Annotated in this window: 18 protein-coding genes and 1 riboswitch; of the genes, 6 read left to right on the forward strand and 12 right to left on the reverse strand. The window is 73.3% G+C overall.

Annotated features, from left to right (window positions below; translation table 11 throughout):
* Positions 1-293, forward strand: a 293-nt coding sequence (locus AE652_RS17180) for a WYL domain-containing protein (RefSeq protein WP_049652325.1), incomplete at its 5' end; no start/stop codon positions are given.
* A gap of 21 nt (positions 294-314) precedes the next feature.
* Here AE652_RS17180 and AE652_RS17185 read toward each other — a convergent pair.
* Positions 315-569 (reverse strand): hypothetical protein, encoded by a 255-nt coding sequence (locus AE652_RS17185; RefSeq protein WP_049652328.1) that lies wholly within the window; start codon positions 567-569, stop codon positions 315-317.
* A 124-nt stretch (positions 570-693) separates the two neighbouring features.
* Between AE652_RS17185 and AE652_RS17190 the strand changes: the two genes are divergently transcribed.
* Complete coding sequence (locus tag AE652_RS17190; RefSeq protein WP_049652330.1) at positions 694-2,331, forward strand: DNA repair helicase XPB; 1,638 nt, start codon at positions 694-696, stop codon at positions 2,329-2,331.
* Between the two features lie 39 nt (positions 2,332-2,370).
* Here the strand turns inward: AE652_RS17190 and AE652_RS46420 are convergent, their stop codons facing one another.
* Positions 2,371-2,532, reverse strand: coding sequence for a hypothetical protein (locus AE652_RS46420; RefSeq protein WP_158077777.1), 162 nt, complete (start codon positions 2,530-2,532; stop codon positions 2,371-2,373).
* A gap of 336 nt (positions 2,533-2,868) precedes the next feature.
* Between AE652_RS46420 and AE652_RS17195 the strand changes: the two genes are divergently transcribed.
* Positions 2,869-4,956 (forward strand): ATP-binding domain-containing protein, encoded by a 2,088-nt coding sequence (locus tag AE652_RS17195; protein ID WP_234348416.1) that lies wholly within the window; start codon positions 2,869-2,871, stop codon positions 4,954-4,956.
* A gap of 65 nt (positions 4,957-5,021) precedes the next feature.
* On the opposite strand, the gene AE652_RS17200 is transcribed toward AE652_RS17195, so the two are convergent.
* From AE652_RS17200 to AE652_RS17210, 3 genes are all read right to left on the reverse strand, one after another.
* Positions 5,022-5,708 (reverse strand): copper homeostasis protein CutC, encoded by a 687-nt coding sequence (locus tag AE652_RS17200; RefSeq protein ID WP_049652332.1) that lies wholly within the window; start codon positions 5,706-5,708, stop codon positions 5,022-5,024.
* A gap of 87 nt (positions 5,709-5,795) precedes the next feature.
* Entirely contained in the window at positions 5,796-6,770 is a 975-nt protein-coding gene (locus AE652_RS17205) for a hypothetical protein (protein WP_049652334.1), read from the reverse strand.
* The gene (locus AE652_RS17210) at positions 6,767-7,150 is read right to left on the reverse strand and encodes a PadR family transcriptional regulator (RefSeq protein WP_049652335.1); all 384 of its coding nucleotides are present in this window, start codon (positions 7,148-7,150) and stop codon (positions 6,767-6,769) included. Before AE652_RS17210 ends, AE652_RS17205 begins: the two co-directional genes overlap by 4 nt.
* A gap of 78 nt (positions 7,151-7,228) precedes the next feature.
* Between AE652_RS17210 and AE652_RS17215 the strand changes: the two genes are divergently transcribed.
* A complete protein-coding gene (locus AE652_RS17215) occupies positions 7,229-7,939 on the forward strand; it encodes a hypothetical protein (RefSeq protein WP_049652336.1) in 711 nt (236 codons plus the stop codon).
* Between the two features lie 6 nt (positions 7,940-7,945).
* Here the strand turns inward: AE652_RS17215 and AE652_RS46425 are convergent, their stop codons facing one another.
* The 6 genes from AE652_RS46425 to thrC form a co-directional block, all read right to left on the reverse strand.
* Positions 7,946-8,119, reverse strand: coding sequence for a hypothetical protein (locus AE652_RS46425; RefSeq protein ID WP_158077776.1), 174 nt, complete (start codon positions 8,117-8,119; stop codon positions 7,946-7,948).
* A gap of 63 nt (positions 8,120-8,182) precedes the next feature.
* Entirely contained in the window at positions 8,183-8,539 is a 357-nt protein-coding gene (locus AE652_RS17220) for a hypothetical protein (protein WP_049652339.1), read from the reverse strand.
* 159 nt (positions 8,540-8,698) lie between these two features.
* The gene (groL, locus tag AE652_RS17225; RefSeq protein WP_049652341.1) at positions 8,699-10,321 is read right to left on the reverse strand and encodes a chaperonin GroEL; all 1,623 of its coding nucleotides are present in this window, start codon (positions 10,319-10,321) and stop codon (positions 8,699-8,701) included.
* 347 nt (positions 10,322-10,668) lie between these two features.
* Positions 10,669-10,872, reverse strand: a complete 204-nt coding sequence (locus AE652_RS17230) for a cold-shock protein (protein ID WP_030289665.1) — start codon at positions 10,870-10,872, stop codon at positions 10,669-10,671.
* A gap of 538 nt (positions 10,873-11,410) precedes the next feature.
* Entirely contained in the window at positions 11,411-11,689 is a 279-nt protein-coding gene (locus AE652_RS17235; RefSeq protein WP_049652344.1) for a MoaD/ThiS family protein, read from the reverse strand.
* Positions 11,690-11,724: 35 nt separating this feature from the next.
* Positions 11,725-13,005, reverse strand: coding sequence for a threonine synthase (gene thrC / locus AE652_RS17240; protein WP_049652346.1), 1,281 nt, complete (start codon positions 13,003-13,005; stop codon positions 11,725-11,727).
* Positions 13,006-13,021: 16 nt separating this feature from the next.
* Positions 13,022-13,158, reverse strand: a riboswitch (SAM riboswitch).
* A gap of 111 nt (positions 13,159-13,269) precedes the next feature.
* On the opposite strand from thrC, the gene AE652_RS17245 reads away from it, so the two are divergent.
* Together AE652_RS17245 and AE652_RS17250 are read left to right on the forward strand one after the other, a co-directional pair.
* Positions 13,270-14,307 (forward strand): glucosyl-3-phosphoglycerate synthase, encoded by a 1,038-nt coding sequence (locus AE652_RS17245; protein WP_049652348.1) that lies wholly within the window; start codon positions 13,270-13,272, stop codon positions 14,305-14,307.
* Between the two features lie 45 nt (positions 14,308-14,352).
* Positions 14,353-15,819 (forward strand): trehalose-6-phosphate synthase, encoded by a 1,467-nt coding sequence (locus AE652_RS17250; protein WP_049652350.1) that lies wholly within the window; start codon positions 14,353-14,355, stop codon positions 15,817-15,819.
* On the opposite strand, the gene otsB is transcribed toward AE652_RS17250, so the two are convergent.
* Positions 15,806-16,382, reverse strand: a 577-nt coding sequence (gene otsB, locus AE652_RS17255; RefSeq protein ID WP_049652354.1) for a trehalose-phosphatase, incomplete at its 5' end; no start/stop codon positions are given. The genes AE652_RS17250 and otsB overlap by 14 nt on opposite strands.

Below are 16,382 nucleotides of genomic sequence, written 5' to 3' on the forward strand. Positions count from 1 at the left end.
CCATCCGGGCCGGCGACCGCGCCGCCACCGCCACCCGCCGCGACCCCGCCCCCGACCCGCGCCGGCTCCCCCGCACCGCCGCCGCCGAGACCCTGGCCGCCCTCCAGACGGCCGTCCTGCTCGGCGAGCGCATGTGGATCGGCTACCTCAACGCCGAGGGCATCGCCAGCCAGCGCATCATCGACCCGGTCAAGGTCGAAGGCGGCTTCGTCACCGCCTTCGACCACCACGCCGACGAACTCCGCACCTTCGCCCTGCACCGCATCACCGGCGTCGCGGAACTCGACGAGTGACCCCGGGGAGGCCGGGGGCCTTCAGTGCCCCTGCTGCGCCTCCTTCATCTTGTCCTGGACGGCCTTGTCCGCCAGGCTGCCGATCTGCCCCTGCCCGACCGGCATCGACCCCCCGGTGACGGTGTCCGCCAGCAGGAACCCGGGCGCCGCGAGCAGGCCGCCGGGCCCCTCGCCGATGCCCGCGAGGGCGTGGGCCGAGCCGGCCGAGGAGGCGGTGGCCGCGAAGGCCGAGCCCATCAGGGCGAGGGCGGTGAGAACACGCTTCGACTTCTTCATGACCAGCTCAACGAGCGAGTACGGACGGTGGTCACTCCGGGCGGCTCCCGCGCACCGCCCGCGATGCGCGACACTGGAGGGTCTGCGTCAATCCACCCTGTCAGCCAGTGGAGGGCTCCCCCGCGTGAACGACGGACCGCTCATCGTCCAGAGCGACAAAACTCTTCTCCTGGAGATCGACCACCCCAGGGCCTCCGACTGCCGTCGCGCCATCGCGCCGTTCGCCGAGCTGGAGCGGGCGCCCGAGCACGTGCACACGTACCGGGTGACGCCGCTCGGGCTGTGGAACGCGCGGGCGGCCGGGCACGACGCCGAGCAGGTGGTGGACGCCCTGGTGACGTACTCGCGCTACCCGGTGCCGCACGCGCTGCTGGTGGACGTGGCGGACACCATGGGCCGGTACGGGCGGCTCCAGCTGCTCAAGCACCCGACCCACGGGCTGGTGCTCACCACCACCGACCGGCCGGTGCTGGAGGAGGTGCTGCGCTCCAAGAAGGTCGTCCCGCTGGTCGGCGCCCGGGTCGACCCGGACACCGTGGTGGTGCACCCCTCCGAGCGCGGGCAGATCAAGCAGGTGCTGCTCAAACTCGGCTGGCCCGCCGAGGACTTCGCCGGGTACGTGGACGGCGAGGCGCACCCGATCGACCTGGACGAGGACGGCTGGCAGCTGCGCCCGTACCAGGCGCAGGCCGTCGAGGGCTTCTGGCACGGCGGCTCGGGCGTGGTCGTGCTGCCCTGCGGCGCCGGCAAGACGCTGGTCGGCGCGGCCGCGATGGCGCACGCCAAGTCGACCACGCTGATCCTGGTCACCAACACCGTCTCGGCCCGCCAGTGGAAGCACGAGCTGGTCAAGCGCACCTCGCTCACCGAGGACGAGATCGGCGAGTACAGCGGGACGAAGAAGGAGATCCGCCCGGTCACCATCGCCACCTACCAGGTGATGACCACCAAGCGGAAGGGCGTCTACGCCCACCTGGAGCTGTTCGACGCCCGCAACTGGGGCCTGGTGGTCTACGACGAGGTGCACCTGCTGCCCGCGCCGGTGTTCAAGTTCACCGCCGACCTCCAGGCCCGCCGCCGGCTCGGCCTGACCGCGACGCTGGTGCGCGAGGACGGCCGCGAGGGCGACGTGTTCAGCCTGATCGGCCCCAAGCGCTTCGACGCGCCGTGGAAGGAGATCGAGGCGCAGGGCTACATCGCGCCCGCCGACTGCTGCGAGGTGCGGGTCACCCTGACCGACTCCGAGCGGCTCGCCTACGCGACCGCCGAGCCGGAGGAGCGCTACCGCTACTGCGCCACCACGGCGACCAAGCGGCGGGTGGTGGAGGCACTGGTCAGGAAGCACGAGAAGGACCAGACGCTGATCATCGGCCAGTACATCGACCAGCTGGACGAGCTCGGCGAGGCCCTGGACGCCCCGGTGATCAAGGGCGAGACCAGCAACGCCCAGCGCGAGAAGCTCTTCGAGGCCTTCCGGAACAAGGAGATCGGCGTCCTGGTGGTCTCCAAGGTCGCGAACTTCTCGATCGACCTGCCCGAGGCCACCGTGGCCATCCAGGTCTCCGGGACCTTCGGCTCCCGCCAGGAGGAGGCCCAGCGCCTCGGCCGGGTGCTGCGCCCCAAGGCGGACGGCCACTCGGCCCACTTCTACTCGGTGGTCGCCCGGGACACCGTGGACCAGGACTTCGCCGCCCACCGGCAGCGCTTCCTGGCCGAGCAGGGCTACGCGTACCGGATCATGGACGCGGACGACGTGCTGTGACGCGCGGGCGGTAGGCCGTCCCGGGAACGGACACGGCCTTCAGTACCGGACACCGTCGCGCCCGAGGAAGATCACGCGCGCGGCGGTGTCCAGGGCGATGCCGACGTTGCGGACGGCGGTGCTCAGCGGGTTGCGGTGGCGCCCGGAGACGGCGGTGGCGCCGGACGGGCCGGGTCGGGGGGTTCGGTTCGTGGTGCTCATGTCTTCAACGGTAGGCACCCGACCGGCGGTCGGCATCACTCCAAAGGCCGTATCCGCAGGTGCGCGGCTCGTCCGCCGGGTGTACGGCGGCCCCCGAGGCCGGGGTAGGGCGAACCCCGAGGCCGGTACGGCCGGAACCCCGGGACCCGCACGGCTGGCCCCCAGGGGCGGACGGGTCTAAGATCGTCCGTCTGCCCCCTCCCGAACCGTGGTACCTGCTGAAGTCCCGCAGGCAGCCGGGGGAGGTACCGACCGTTCGGCAACCGGTCGGCCGTACCCACCGTGAGCTCCTACGATCCGCTGCGCCCGCCACCGGGGCAGCCGGGAAGGTTCGCTGTGCCCGCCACCTCCACCACCGACCCCCTCCAGCGCGAACGCGACCACCTGGCCGCCTCCCGGGCCGCGCTGCGCGCGATGCGCGAGGACGTCGAGTCGCTCGACATCCGCGACGTGACCGGCACCTGGGTCACCGCCCTCGTGCTCCAGAACCAGATCGAGGCCAGGATCGCCGCCCTGGCCGACCTCTCGCACACCCCGCTGTTCTTCGGCCGCCTCGACTACCTGCACGCGATCAGCGAGGAGCTGAGCGAGGGCAGCGGCGGCGAGAGCTTCTACATCGGCCGCCGGCACGTCCACGACGCCGACGGCGACCCGATGGTGATCGACTGGCGCGCGCCGGTCTCCCAGCCGTTCTACCGGGCCAGCCGCACCGACCCGATGGACGTCGACCGCCGCCGCCGCTTCGGCTACACCGGCGGCGAGCTGACCGCCTACGAGGACGAGCACCTCAGCGACCCGGCCGAGACCGATTCCGCCTCCGCCCTGCTGGCCGCCGAGATCGAGAAGCCCCGCGTCGGCCCGATGCGCGACATCGTCGCCACCATCCAGCCCGAGCAGGACGAGATCGTCCGCTCGGACATCACGGGCACCATCTGCGTCCAGGGGGCGCCCGGCACCGGGAAGACCGCCGTCGGCCTGCACCGCGTCGCGTACCTGCTGTACGCGCACCGCGAGCGCCTGGCCCGGACCGGCACCCTGGTGATCGGGCCGAACAACGCCTTCCTCTCCTACATCGAGCAGGTGCTCCCGGCCCTCGGCGAGCTGGAGGTCGCGCAGGCCACCGTGCAGCAGCTGGTCGGGCACGTCGAGGTGAGGGGCGAGGACGACCCGGAGGCGGCCCGGCTGAAGGGCGACGCCCGGATGGCCGAGGTGCTGCGCCGGGCGGTGCGGTCGGGCATCGCGCTGCCCACCGAGCCCTGCGTGGTGGTCCGCGGCTCCCGCCGCTGGCGCGTACCGGTGTACGAACTGGTCGAGATCATCGAGGAGTTGAAGGGCCGCGAGACCCGCTACGGCGCGGCCAGGGACGCCCTGCCGCAGCGCATCGCACACGCCGTACTGCTGAAGATGGAGCAGGGCGGCGAGGCCCCGGACGACCGGGTGCAGGACGCGGTGGCCCGCAACAGCGCCGTCAAGGCGGTGGTCAAGGAGTGCTGGCCGGCCGTCGACCCGGCGAAGCTGGTCCTGCGGCTGCTCTCCGAGCCGGAGTTCCTGGCCGCCTGCGCCGAGGGCGTGCTGACGCCCGAGGAGCAGCGGGCGGTGCTGTGGCCCAAGCCCGGCCGCTCGGTGAAGACCGCCCGCTGGACGGCGGCCGACGCCGTCCTGGTCGACGAGGCCACCGACCTGGTGCAGCGCACCCCCTCGCTCGGGCACGTGGTGCTGGACGAGGCCCAGGACCTCTCCCCGATGCAGTACCGCGCGGTCGGCCGCCGCTGCACCACCGGATCGGCGACCGTCCTCGGCGACCTCGCCCAGGGCACCACCCCGTGGGCGACGGCGAGTTGGCCGGAGGCGCTGCGCCACCTGGGCAAGCCGCAGGCGCACATCGAGGAGCTGACCAAGGGCTTCCGGGTGCCGGAGGAGGTCATCGCGTACGCCTCCCGGCTGCTCCCGGCGATCGCCCCCGGCCTGGCCCCGGCCTCCTCGGTCCGTGAGGCGCCCGGTTCGCTGACGATCCGCCGGATCGCGGACGGCGCCGCGGAGGGCGACACGGACGGGAACGGCGACGCGACCGGCACGGAGGCGGTCCTGGCCGCCTGCCGGGAGGCGCTGGAGCACGAGGGCTCGACCGGCCTGATCGCCGCCGACGCCCGCGTCCCGCGGCTCGCCGAGGCACTGACCGCGGCCGGCCTGCCGTACCTCTCCCCCGGCGACGAGACCAGCGCGGAGGCCCGGCTCACCCTCGTCCCGGCCTCGCTGGCCAAGGGTCTGGAGTACGACTACGTGGTGCTGGACGAGCCGGCCGCGGTGGTCGCCGGGGAGCCGGACGAGCGGACCGGCCTGCGGCGGCTGTACGTGGCGCTGACCCGTGCCGTCTCCGGGCTGACGGTGCTGCACCGCGAGCCGCTGCCGGAGCAGCTGCGGTAGTGCGCGGAAGGGCCGGTCCGCGGACCGGCCCTTCCGTACGAACGCCCGCACCGGCGCACCCGCGCTCAGGCGTCGATCAGCGCCCGCCACTCGGCGACCTTGGCCGCGTCCACCGGCGTCCGCCAGCCGTCGACCCGCACCGCGCCGCCGACGTGGAAGGCGTCGAAGCCCTCCGCCCGCAGCTCCTTCAGGTGCTCGGCCCGCAGGCCGCCGCCGATCAGGATCCGCTGCCGGTACCCGGGCTCGCCGGCCCGGGCCAGCTCGGCCGACAGCACCTCGCGCCCGGCGTCCACCCCGGCGGCCGCGCCGGAGGTGAGGAAGGTGTCCAGGCCGGGCAGCCCGCCGACGGCGGCCCGCAGGGCGGCCCGGTCGGCGCTGTGGTCGATCGCCCGGTGGAAGGTCCAGCGGCAGCCGGCGATCGCCTCGGCGACGGCCGTGGTGGCGGCCAGGTCGACGGCGCCGTCGGCGTCGAGGAAGCCGAGCACGAACTCCTCGGCCCCCTCGGCGCGCAGCGCGGCGGCCCGGGCGCACAGCCCGTCCACGTCGCCGGGGGCGAAGCCGTCCCGGATCCGCAGCATGACCCGCAGCGGGATGCCGACGGCGGCCCGGATCCGGCCGAAGTCCTCGACGGACGGGGTGAGCCCGTCGGCGGCCATGTCGGTGACCAGTTCGAGCCGGTCGGCGCCGCCCGACTCGGCGGCCTGGGCGTCCTGGGGCGTCAGCGCGATGACTTCGAAAATTGGTCTAGACATATTCGACAGCCTGCCACATCGGCCCGCCCCCGGAAACTCCCAGGGGGCCGTTCCGGTCACGCCGGAACGGCCCCCCGAACCTCCCGGTCACGCCGGGCCGTGGACCGCCCCGATCGCACCGGACGCCCCGGCCGCCTCCGACCGGCCGAACCGGCGCACCGCCACCGCCACCAGCACCAGCGCGGCCACCGACGGCCCCACCGCCGGCAGCAGCTGCGAGACCCCGCCGGACCCGCGCCAGATGTTGAACAGGCAGCCCGGCCCGGCCAGCACCAGCGCCGCCACCCCCGCCGCCGTCGGCGCCACCCGCCCGCGCAGCCCGGCGAAGGTCAGCAGCAGCGGGACGACCAGCATCACCACGAACCACACCAGGTCCAGCGGGAAGGTCGTGTCGTCCCAGCTCTGGGCCGCCTCCAGCAGCCCGCCCACGGCCCCCGAGGCCAGCACCAGGCCGGCCGTACGCAGGCCCGGCCGGGGCAGCAGGTCCGTCGGCGCCGCCGCCAGCAGCAGCGCGGCCAGCACCAGCGGCAGCGTGGCCATCGCGATGTAGCCGCTCCACCACAGGTCGAAGGAGGAGGACCAGACGGCGTCCGCCAGGTTGTAGAGCCCCACCGCCCCCAGGACCAGCGCGCTGCCCCGCACCGCCGTCCACCGCCCCAGCAGCCCCGCCACCAGGAGCAGCACGGCGGCCACCGGCGGGCAGAACGACGAGAAGTAGGCGCCGTACGAGTCGTCCCAGGAGAGCAGGTTGGCGATCCGGTGCGCGGTGGTCAGCCAGGCCACCAGCGTGGCGCCGGCCACCGCCCCGGCGAGCATCGGCGCGACCACCGCCAGCAGCCGCCCGGCCGCCGTGGCGCCGGTCAGCCCGAGCCGCACCCGCAGCCCGTACACCGCCAGGCCGAGGACCTCCCGGGCGACCGCCGGCCGGCCGCCCGCCGCCGTCGTGTCGGCGAACACCTCGGCCAGCTCCTCGCCCCGCTCGCGGCGGTACGGCTCCGGGTAGAGCTGGAGCGCGGCCCGCAGCACCGCCGAGGGCCCCGCGCCGATCACCGGTGTGGTCATGAGAGGCCTCCCCCCGTCGCGGGCCGCCCCTGCGACCCGGTCTTGCCCGGCAGCATCGACCGGATCCTGGTCAGCCGGCGCTCGGCCTCGGTGGCGACCGCCCGCAGCCGCTCCGCCTCGGCGGCCAGCGCCTCGCGGCCGGCGGCGGTCAGCGCGTAGCTGCGCCGGGCGCGGCCGTCCACCACCTCCTCGGCGGCGACCTCGATCAGGCCCTGGCCCAGCAGCCGGTCGAGCGCCCCGTAGAGCGTGCCGGTGCGCATCTTGACCCGGCCGTCGGAGATCGCGGCGATCTCCTGGATGAGCGCGTAGCCGTGCCGCGGGGCGTCGGCCAGCGCGGTGAGCAGCAGCAGCGTGGGCTCCTGCATGGAGCGTTCTGTCATACGACTACATATATCGTCAACCTACCTATAGGTCCAGCGCCCACTCCCCCGGGTCCGGCACCCGGCCGGGCCGCCACAATGGTCGCCATGCCGACCACCGAGGACGCCCCGCCCGCCGGGGAACCGCTCGCCGACGCGCCCGCCGAGGGCCCGCTCGCCGACCCGCCCACCGACGACCTGCTCACCGCCTGGACCGCCCTGCTGCACCGCTGCGGGGCCGCCGTCGACCCCGAGCCGTACGGCCGGGAGCTGCTGCGCCGCTGGTCGGAACCGCAGCGCCGCTACCACACCGCCGCGCACCTGCGCGCGGTGCTGGGCCTGGTCGACGAGCTGGCCGGGCACGCCGCCGACCCGGAGGCCGTCCGCCTCGCGGCCTGGTTCCACGACGCCGTCTACCGCCCCGACCGCACCGAGAACGAGGAGCGCAGCGCCGCCCTGGCCGTCCGCGCGCTGACCGCCGCCGGGCTGCCCGCCGAGCGGGTCGCCGAGGTCGAGCGCCTCGTGCTGCTCACCGTCGGCCACGACCCCGCCCCCGGCGACCGCGACGGCGAGGTGCTCTGCGACGCGGACCTCGCCGTCCTCGGCGGCTCCCCCGCGGCGTACGCGGCGTACGCGGCCGCGGTCCGCGAGGAGTACGGCTTCGTCCCCGCGCCGGACTTCGCGGCCGGCCGGGCCGCCGTCCTGCGCCACCTGCTCGCCCTGCCGGACCTCTACCGCACCCCGGCCGCCCGCGAGCGCTTCACCGCGGCCGCCCGCGCCAACCTGACCGCGGAGCTCGGCACCCTCTGAGGCCCGTCAGCCCCACCGCCCGCGCACCCGGTCCGCGGCGGCCACTCCCCCCGTCACGGCCAGGACCCGCCCGGCCACGGCCCACCACGCGTCGTGGCCGGCCCCCGCCGCCTCCAGCACGGCCCACCACAGCCCGAGCCCGCAGCACCCGCCCGCCACACCCCACACCCAGCGCCCCATGCGCGCACCGTACCCACCCGCGCACCACCCCCGGAAGGCACCCCCGGCCCCGAGCCGGCCGGGCTAGGCGAGCTTCCCCACCGGCGCCACCACCGCGCCCTGCTTGCCGCACACCCAGTGCGGCTCCGGCCCCAGCTCGGGCTCCACGCTCAGCGCGTGCGGGTCCCCGTCGGCCGCGCACCCGGTGCACAGCGGCCAGCGCCCGTACGCCTCCAGCAGCGCGTCCTGGACGTCCTGGGCGACCAGCCCGAGCACGTACTCGGTGCCGTCCGGCCACTGCTCCAGCCACCAGCGGCGGTGCGTCACGGCCTGCTCCACCAGCGAGACGACGGCGGCGTCCGCCACGTCCCGCGCGGTGAGGTCGGCCAGGATCAGTGCCCGCGCGTTGTGCAGGGCGGTCTCGATGTCGTCGGAAGCCATCCGTCCATTCTCCGTCCACCGGCCCGAACGCCGAAACGCCGGACGTCCGAACGCCCGGGCCCCGGAGCTTCCGGACGCCGAAACGCCGTGTGGGCGGCCCCCCGAAGGGAGCCGCCCACACGGACGAGGAACCAGCCGATCCGATCGAAGCGATCAGGATCAGAAGTCCATGTCACCGCCCGGCATGCCGCCGCCGGCGGCCGCGGCGGCCTTCTCCGGCTTGTCGGCGATGACGGCCTCGGTGGTCAGGAACAGCGCCGCGATGGAGGCGGCGTTCTGCAGCGCGGAGCGGGTCACCTTGGCCGGGTCGATGATGCCCTCGGCGATCAGGTCGACGTAGGTGTTGGTGGCCGCGTTCAGGCCGTGACCGGCGGGGAGGTTGCGCACCTTCTCCACCACGACGCCACCCTCCAGGCCGGCGTTGGTCGCGATCTGCTTGATCGGGGCCTCCAGCGCGACCTTGACGATGTTGGCACCGGTGGCCTCGTCGCCCTCCAGCTCCAGCTTGTCGAAGGCGACACCGGCCTGCAGCAGGGCGACGCCACCACCGGCGACGATGCCCTCCTCGACGGCGGCCTTGGCGTTGCGGACGGCGTCCTCGATGCGGTGCTTGCGCTCCTTGAGCTCCACCTCGGTGGCCGCGCCGGCCTTGATGACGGCCACGCCGCCGGCCAGCTTGGCGAGGCGCTCCTGGAGCTTCTCGCGGTCGTAGTCCGAGTCGCTGTTCTCGATCTCGGCACGGATCTGGTTCACGCGGCCCGCGACCTGCTCGCTGTCGCCGCCACCGTCGACGATGGTGGTCTCGTCCTTGGTGATGACCACCTTGCGGGCGGTGCCCAGCAGGTCGATGCCGGCGTTCTCCAGCTTGAGGCCGACCTCCTCGGAGATCACGGTGCCACCGGTGAGGATGGCGATGTCGCCGAGCATGGCCTTGCGGCGGTCACCGAAGCCCGGGGCCTTGACGGCGACGGACTTGAAGGTGCCACGGATCTTGTTCACGACCAGGGTCGACAGCGCCTCGCCCTCGACGTCCTCGGCGATGATGACCAGCGGCTTGCCGCTCTGCATGACCTTCTCCAGCAGCGGGAGCAGGTCCTTGACCGAGCCGATCTTGGAGTTGGCGATGAGGATGTACGGGTCCTCGAACGTCGCCTCCATCCGCTCCAGGTCGGTGGCGAAGTAGGCGGAGATGTAGCCCTTGTCGAAGCGCATGCCCTCGGTGAGCTCGAGCTCCAGACCGAAGGTGTTGCTCTCCTCGACGGTGATGACGCCTTCCTTGCCGACCTTGTCCATGGCCTCGGCGATGAGCTCGCCGATCTGGGTGTCAGCGGCGGAGATGGAGGCGGTGGAGGCGATCTGCTCCTTGGTCTCCACGTCCTTGGCCTGGGCCAGCAGCTGGTCGGAGACGGCCGCGACGGCCTTCTCGATGCCGCGCTTCAGGGCCATCGGGTTGGCGCCGGCGGCGACGTTGCGCAGACCCTCGCGAACCAGGGCCTGGGCGAGCACGGTGGCGGTGGTGGTGCCGTCACCCGCGACGTCGTCCGTCTTCTTGGCGACCTCCTTGACGAGCTCCGCACCGATCTTCTCGTACGGGTCCTCGAGCTCGATCTCCTTGGCGATGGAGACACCGTCGTTGGTGATCGTGGGGGCGCCCCACTTCTTCTCCAGCACGACGTTGCGGCCCTTGGGGCCGAGCGTGACCTTCACGGCGTCGGCGAGCTGGTTCATGCCACGCTCAAGGCCGCGGCGAGCTTCCTCATCAAAGGCGATGATCTTGGCCATCTGAAGTGGTCCTCCGGGACACGGTCGACTGCTCGGACCAAGGGGTGCCCGCGACGGACGGCCCTGGTGTGCGGGGGTCCATTCCCCTACCGCTCCCGGGGGCCTCACCGACCCGGTCCGCTGTCACTCTCACGCTGTGAGTGCTAACGCCAATGATTAGCACTCCGGGTGGTCGAGTGCAAGCCCAATCGACGATCCGCGAGCCGTCGCCGGAGCCCCGCCCGAGCCCCGGCGGAGCCGCGTCGGGGAACGCCGACGGGCCCGTACGACACGCGTCGCACGGGCCCGTCGAGAAGCGAGTGGTCACCAGCCGTAGGGCCGCGCCGAGCTCCTGGAGTCGGAAGGGGTCAGACCGCCGCGCGGACCATGTCCGCCTGCGGGCCCTTCTGTCCCTGGGAGATCTCGAACTCGACCCGCTGGCCCTCCTCGAGGGTGCGGTAGCCGTCCATCTGGATCGCGCTGTAGTGGACGAAGACGTCCGCACCACCGTCGACCGCGATGAAGCCGTAGCCCTTCTCCGCGTTGAACCACTTGACGGTGCCCTGAGCCATTCCGAACTCCCCTAGTGCTGTGCTGGCCCTTCACGTGCCCGCAGGTCGCGGGCCCGGGTTGGTTGAAGGCCGGCCCGGGGAACCCCCCCTGGGCGCAGCCGTGCACGCCGCAACCATCCGCGCGGAACGCCGGGCGGCCTCCGGTGAGCGGGTGATTGCGTCGACCGCCGCTGAATGTATCCGGATCGACGCCCTCTGCAACAGGGCCAACCGCCGGTAATTCCGCCAAGGCGTCAAGGGACAGGACGGATCGAATCGGAATAATCTCGGCATTCCACGCCGGACATAGCGGACGAATTACTCAAATGCCCGCGCGAATTCTGACATCTGCCTGACATGTTTCACGGTCCGCCCCCGGCGGCCGGACGCCCCCGGGCCGAGCACTGCGGGGGCCGAAAGGGAAACCCTGTTCCCAGCCGAGCCACACTCTACTCCGACTCGACCCGGAAATATTCCCGCCGGAATGCGAGCGGTCGCCCGCGCATACGGAGAACGGATTTCCGTACGCGCGGGCGACCGCGGGTTCTGCTTTGTCGGCTCAGCAGCCGCCGGCCACCGCCGGGATGATCGAGACGCTGGCGCCGTCCTTGATCTCGGTCGCCAGACCCTCGGCGAAGCGCACGTCGTCGTCGTTCACGTAGACGTTCACGAAGCGGCGCAGCTTGCCCGTGTCGTCCAGGATGCGGGCCGCGATGCCCGCGTGGTTCTTCTCCAGGTCGGCGACGACCTCGGCCAGGGTGGCACCCTCGGCGGTCACCTCGGCGGCGCCGTCGGTGTAGGTGCGCAGGATGGTGGGGATGCGGACGGTGGCGCTCATGACTCTCCTAGCGGGGGCGGGGCCTATCGGGTGGTTCAGGCGGACACGAGGCCGGCGGCGCGGAACGAGTCCAGCGTCGGGCGGATGACGGCGGTCATCCCGGAATCGGAGACGGCGTCCAGGGTCTTCAGCCCGTCGCCGGTGTTGATCGCGACGGTCTCCTTGGCCGGGTCCAGCTGCCCGGTCTCGACCAGCTTCTCCAGACCGCCGACGGTCACCCCGCCCGCGGTCTCGGCGAAGATCCCCTCGGTCCGCGCCAGCAGCCGGATCGCCGCCACGACCTCGGCGTCCGTGACGTCCTCCACGGCGCCACCGGTACGGCGGGCGATGTCCAGCACGTACGGGCCGTCGGCCGGGTTGCCGATCGCCAGCGACTTGGCGATGGTGTCCGGCTTCACCGGCTTGATCACGTCCCGGCCGGCCTTGAACGCGGCCGACACCGGCGAGCAGCCCTCCGCCTGGGCGCCGAAGACCTTGTACGGCCGGTCCTCGACCAGGCCGAGCCTGATCAGCTCCTGGAGCCCCTTGTCGATCTTCGTCAGCTGCGAGCCCGAGGCGATCGGGATCACGATCTGCTCCGGCAGCCGCCAGCCGAGCTGCTCGCAGATCTCGTACGCCAGCGTCTTGGAGCCCTCGCCGTAGTACGGCCGCAGGTTCACGTTGACGAAGCCCCAGCCCTCGCCGGCCGGGTCGCCGATCAGCTCCGAGCAGAAGCGGTTCACGTCGTCGTAGTTGCCCTCGATGCCGACCAGCTCGCCGCCGTACACCCCGGCCATGACGACCTTGCCCTGCTCCAGGTCGTGCGGGATGAACACGCAGGACCGGAACCCGGCCCGGGCCGCCGCCGCACCCACCGCGCCGGCCAGGTTGCCGGTGGAGGAGCAGGACAGCGTGGTGTAGCCGAACGCCCGGGCCGCCTCGATCGCGCACGCGACCACCCGGTCCTTGAACGAGTGCGTCGGGTTCCCGGAGTCGTCCTTGACGTGCAGCTGGGCGGTGAAACCGAGCTCCCGGCCCAGGTTGTCCGCCTTCACCAGCGGGGTCCACCCCGGGTTCAGGTTCGGCTTGGACGCCACGTCGGCCGGCACCGGCAGCAGCGGCGCGTACCGCCAGATGGAGGCCGGACCGGCCTCGATCCGCTTGCGCAGCTCCTCGGCGCCCTCGCTGCCGAACTCGTAGGCGATCTCCAGCGGGCCGAAGCACTCCAGGCACGCGAAGCTGGGGCCGAGCGGGAAGCGGGTGCCGCACTCGCGACAGGACAGCGCGGCGGCCGGGCCGAGGTCGACGGAAACGGGTGCGGCAGTGTCGATAGCCATGATGGCGAGGCCTCTCTCCTCATCTTCCCCGTGGCGCGGTCGCGACACGGGACGGAATTGGCACCTGTCCCGCCGGGGCCTGTCGACAGACAGCCGCGCGAGAAGGTTGCCGGGACGTCAACGGGCCGTTCCCTCAGTCCCTCTGGATGAGCTTGTGAAATTGTGGTGGTGCTCAACGGAGACCCCGGCGTGCAAAGGTCCGACCGCTGTACGAAGACTGTATCCGAAGGCGTCAAACCTGAACGGGACCGTCCGCCAAGCGAGATGACCCGGCCCACCGACCTCGCCGAGGAGATCTCCGTGCCCGCCGAACCGACTCCCGCGCTCCTCCCGCAGGCGGCGTCCTGGCTGCGCCGCCGCTCCTGGAGCGCGGCCGACCGGCCGGTCCGTACCCTGCTCGACGCCAAGGAGCGCACCGGTCGCACGGTCAGCGTGGTCCTCCCCGCCCTGGACGAGGAGGCCACCGTCGGCGACATCGTCCGCACCATCCGCCGCGAGCTGATGGAACGCCTCCCGCTCGTCGACGAACTCGTCGTCGTCGACTCCGGCTCCACCGACGCCACCGCCGCCGTCGCCGCCGAGGCCGGCGCCCGGGTCGAGCACCGCGACGCCGTCCTGCCCCGGCTGCCCGCCGTCCCCGGCAAGGGCGAGGTGCTCTGGCGCTCACTGCTGGTCACCCACGGCGACGTCGTCTGCTTCGTCGACGCCGACCTGCGCGAGTTCGACCCGGCCTTCGTCTCCGGCATCGTCGGCCCGCTGCTCACCGACGAGTCCATCCAGCTGGTCAAGGCCATGTACGACCGCCCGCTGGAGTCGGAGGGCGCCGTCCTGCCAGCCGGCGGCGGCCGGGTCACCGAACTCGTCGCCCGCCCCCTACTCAACCTCCACTGGCCGGAACTCGCCGGTTTCGTCCAGCCGCTCGGCGGCGAGTACGCGGCCCGCCGCTCACTGCTCGAACGGCTGCCCTTCCCCACCGGCTACGGCGTCGAACTCGGCCTGCTGGTCGACGCCCTGGAGCTGGCCGGCCTGGACGCCCTCGCCCAGGTGGACGTCGGCGTCCGGCACCACCGCCACCAGGACGGCCAGGCCCTCGGCCGGATGGCCGCCACCATCTACCGGACCGCCCTGGAACGCCTCGACCGCACCCACCGCCTCAAGGCCTCCGCCGACCTCGTCCACCCCCCCCTCACCCAGTTCACCCGCGACCCGGAAACCCGCGCCTTCACCGCCCACACCCACCCGGTGACCGCCCTCGAACGCCCCCCGATCCACACCCTCCCCGAGTACGCCGCCCGCCATTAGAGCCGCACGGGTTTGCCACGCCGACCCCACGGCAACATGCCAACCATGGGCGATCTCACGACCAACCGTTCGAGCGTGACCGGCACCGCCCCCGTCCTGGTGGCGTCCAACCGGGGACCGGTGTCCTTCAGCACCGCCGACGACGGCACGCTGACCCTGCGCCGCGGCGGCGGCGGCCTGGTCTCCGGCCTCTCCGCCATCGACGACCCGAACGCCGTCTGGGTCTGCGCCGCCCTCGACGACTCCGACCGCAGGGCCGCCGCCGAGGCACCACACGGCCGCCTCGACCTGGCCGGCCACGAGGTCGGCGGCCAGGCCGTACGGATGCTGGACATCGACCCGCTGACCTTCGCCCGCGCCTACAACGGCGTCGCCAACTCCACCCTCTGGTTCGTCCACCACCTGCTCTACGCGACCCCCACCGCCCCCTCCTTCGACGCCGCCTTCCGCACCGAGTGGGCCGCCTACCGGGCCTACAACGAGGCCTTCGCCGAAGCCCTCGCCGCCGAGGCCGCCCCGAACGCCGCCGTCCTCGTCCAGGACTACCACCTCTCCCTGGTCCCGGCCCTGCTCCGCGAAGCCCGCCCCGACCTGCGGATCGGCCACTTCTCGCACACCCCCTGGGCCCCGCCCGAGTACTACCGGATGCTGCCCGACGACGTCGCCCGGGCCGTCCTCACCGGCATCCTCGGCGCCGACCGGGCCGGCTTCCTGACCCAGCGCTGGGCCCGCGCCTTCGCCGCCTGCTGCGAGGACCTCCTCGGCGCGACCGTCGACCACGACGCGCTCACCGTCACCGTCGACGGCCGCACCACGCGCCTCGGCGTCCACGCCCTCGGCGCCGACGCCGACTTCCTGCGCGAGCGCGCCCACCGCCCCGACGTCGACGAACGCCTCGCCGCCCTCCGCGCGGCCGTCGGCGACCGCCGCACCATCGTCCGGGTCGACCGCACCGAGCTGAGCAAGAACATCGTCCGCGGCCTCCAGGCCTACCGGCACCTGCTCCGCACCCGCCCCGAGTGGCACGACCGGGTGGTGCACATCGCCTTCGCCTACCCGTCCCGCACCGACCTCGCCGAGTACCGCGCCTACACGGCCGCCGTCCAGCGGCTGGCCGAGGAGATCGACGCCGAGTTCGCCACCCCCGCCTGGCAGCCCCTGATCCTCCACGTCGACGACGACTTCCCGCGCTCCCTCGCCGCCTACCGGCTGGCCGACGTCGCCCTGGTCAACCCCATCCGCGACGGCATGAACCTGGTCGCCAAGGAGGTCCCGGTGGTCTCCGACCACGGCTGCGCCCTCGTCCTCTCCCGCGAGGCCGGCGCCCACGCCGAACTCAAGGACGACGCCCTCACCGTCAACCCCTACGACGTCATCGCCACCGCCGAGGCCCTCCACACCGGCCTCACCATGAGCCCGGAGGAGCGCGCCGACCGCACCAAGCGCCTGGCGGCGGCGGCCACCGCGCTCCCCCCGCAGCAGTGGTTCCTGGACCAGCTCAACGCGCTGTGAGCGCGTCCGCCAAGGCCCCCAACAGCTCCACCACGCCCTCCGGCCCGGCGACCACCAGGTCCGCCCGGTCGGCCAGCTCCCGCACCGGCGCGTCCCCCACCGCGCCGGCGCAGACCAGCACCCCGGCCACGCCCTCGCCGCGCAGCTCCTCCACCGCGGCGAAGGCCGCCACGTCCCCCAGGTCGTCCCCCGCGTAGAGCACCGAGCGCGCCCCCCGCTCGCGCAGGAACCCGGTCAGCGCCGCCCCCTTGTCCACCCCCGGCGGCCGCAGCTCCAGCACCAGCCGCCCGGGCTCCACCACCAGCCCGTACCCGGCCGCCAGCTCCCCCACCGGCGCCCGCAGCAGCTCCAACGCCTCCTCCGGCGCCGCCGTCCGCCGGGTGTGCACGGCCACCGACCGCCCCTTGTCCTCCACCCACGTCCCCTCGGGCGCCCCCACCCGCTCCAGCACCCCCGGCAGCACCGCCCGCACCCGCGCCACCCCCGGATGCACCTCCGGCGCCGACAGCTCCCCGCCCTCCCACCGCTCGGCCCCGTAGTGCCCCAGCACCACCACCCCCGGC

The sequence above is a fragment of the Kitasatospora sp. MY 5-36 genome (assembly GCF_001182915.1).
Lineage (GTDB): Bacteria > Actinomycetota > Actinomycetes > Streptomycetales > Streptomycetaceae > Kitasatospora.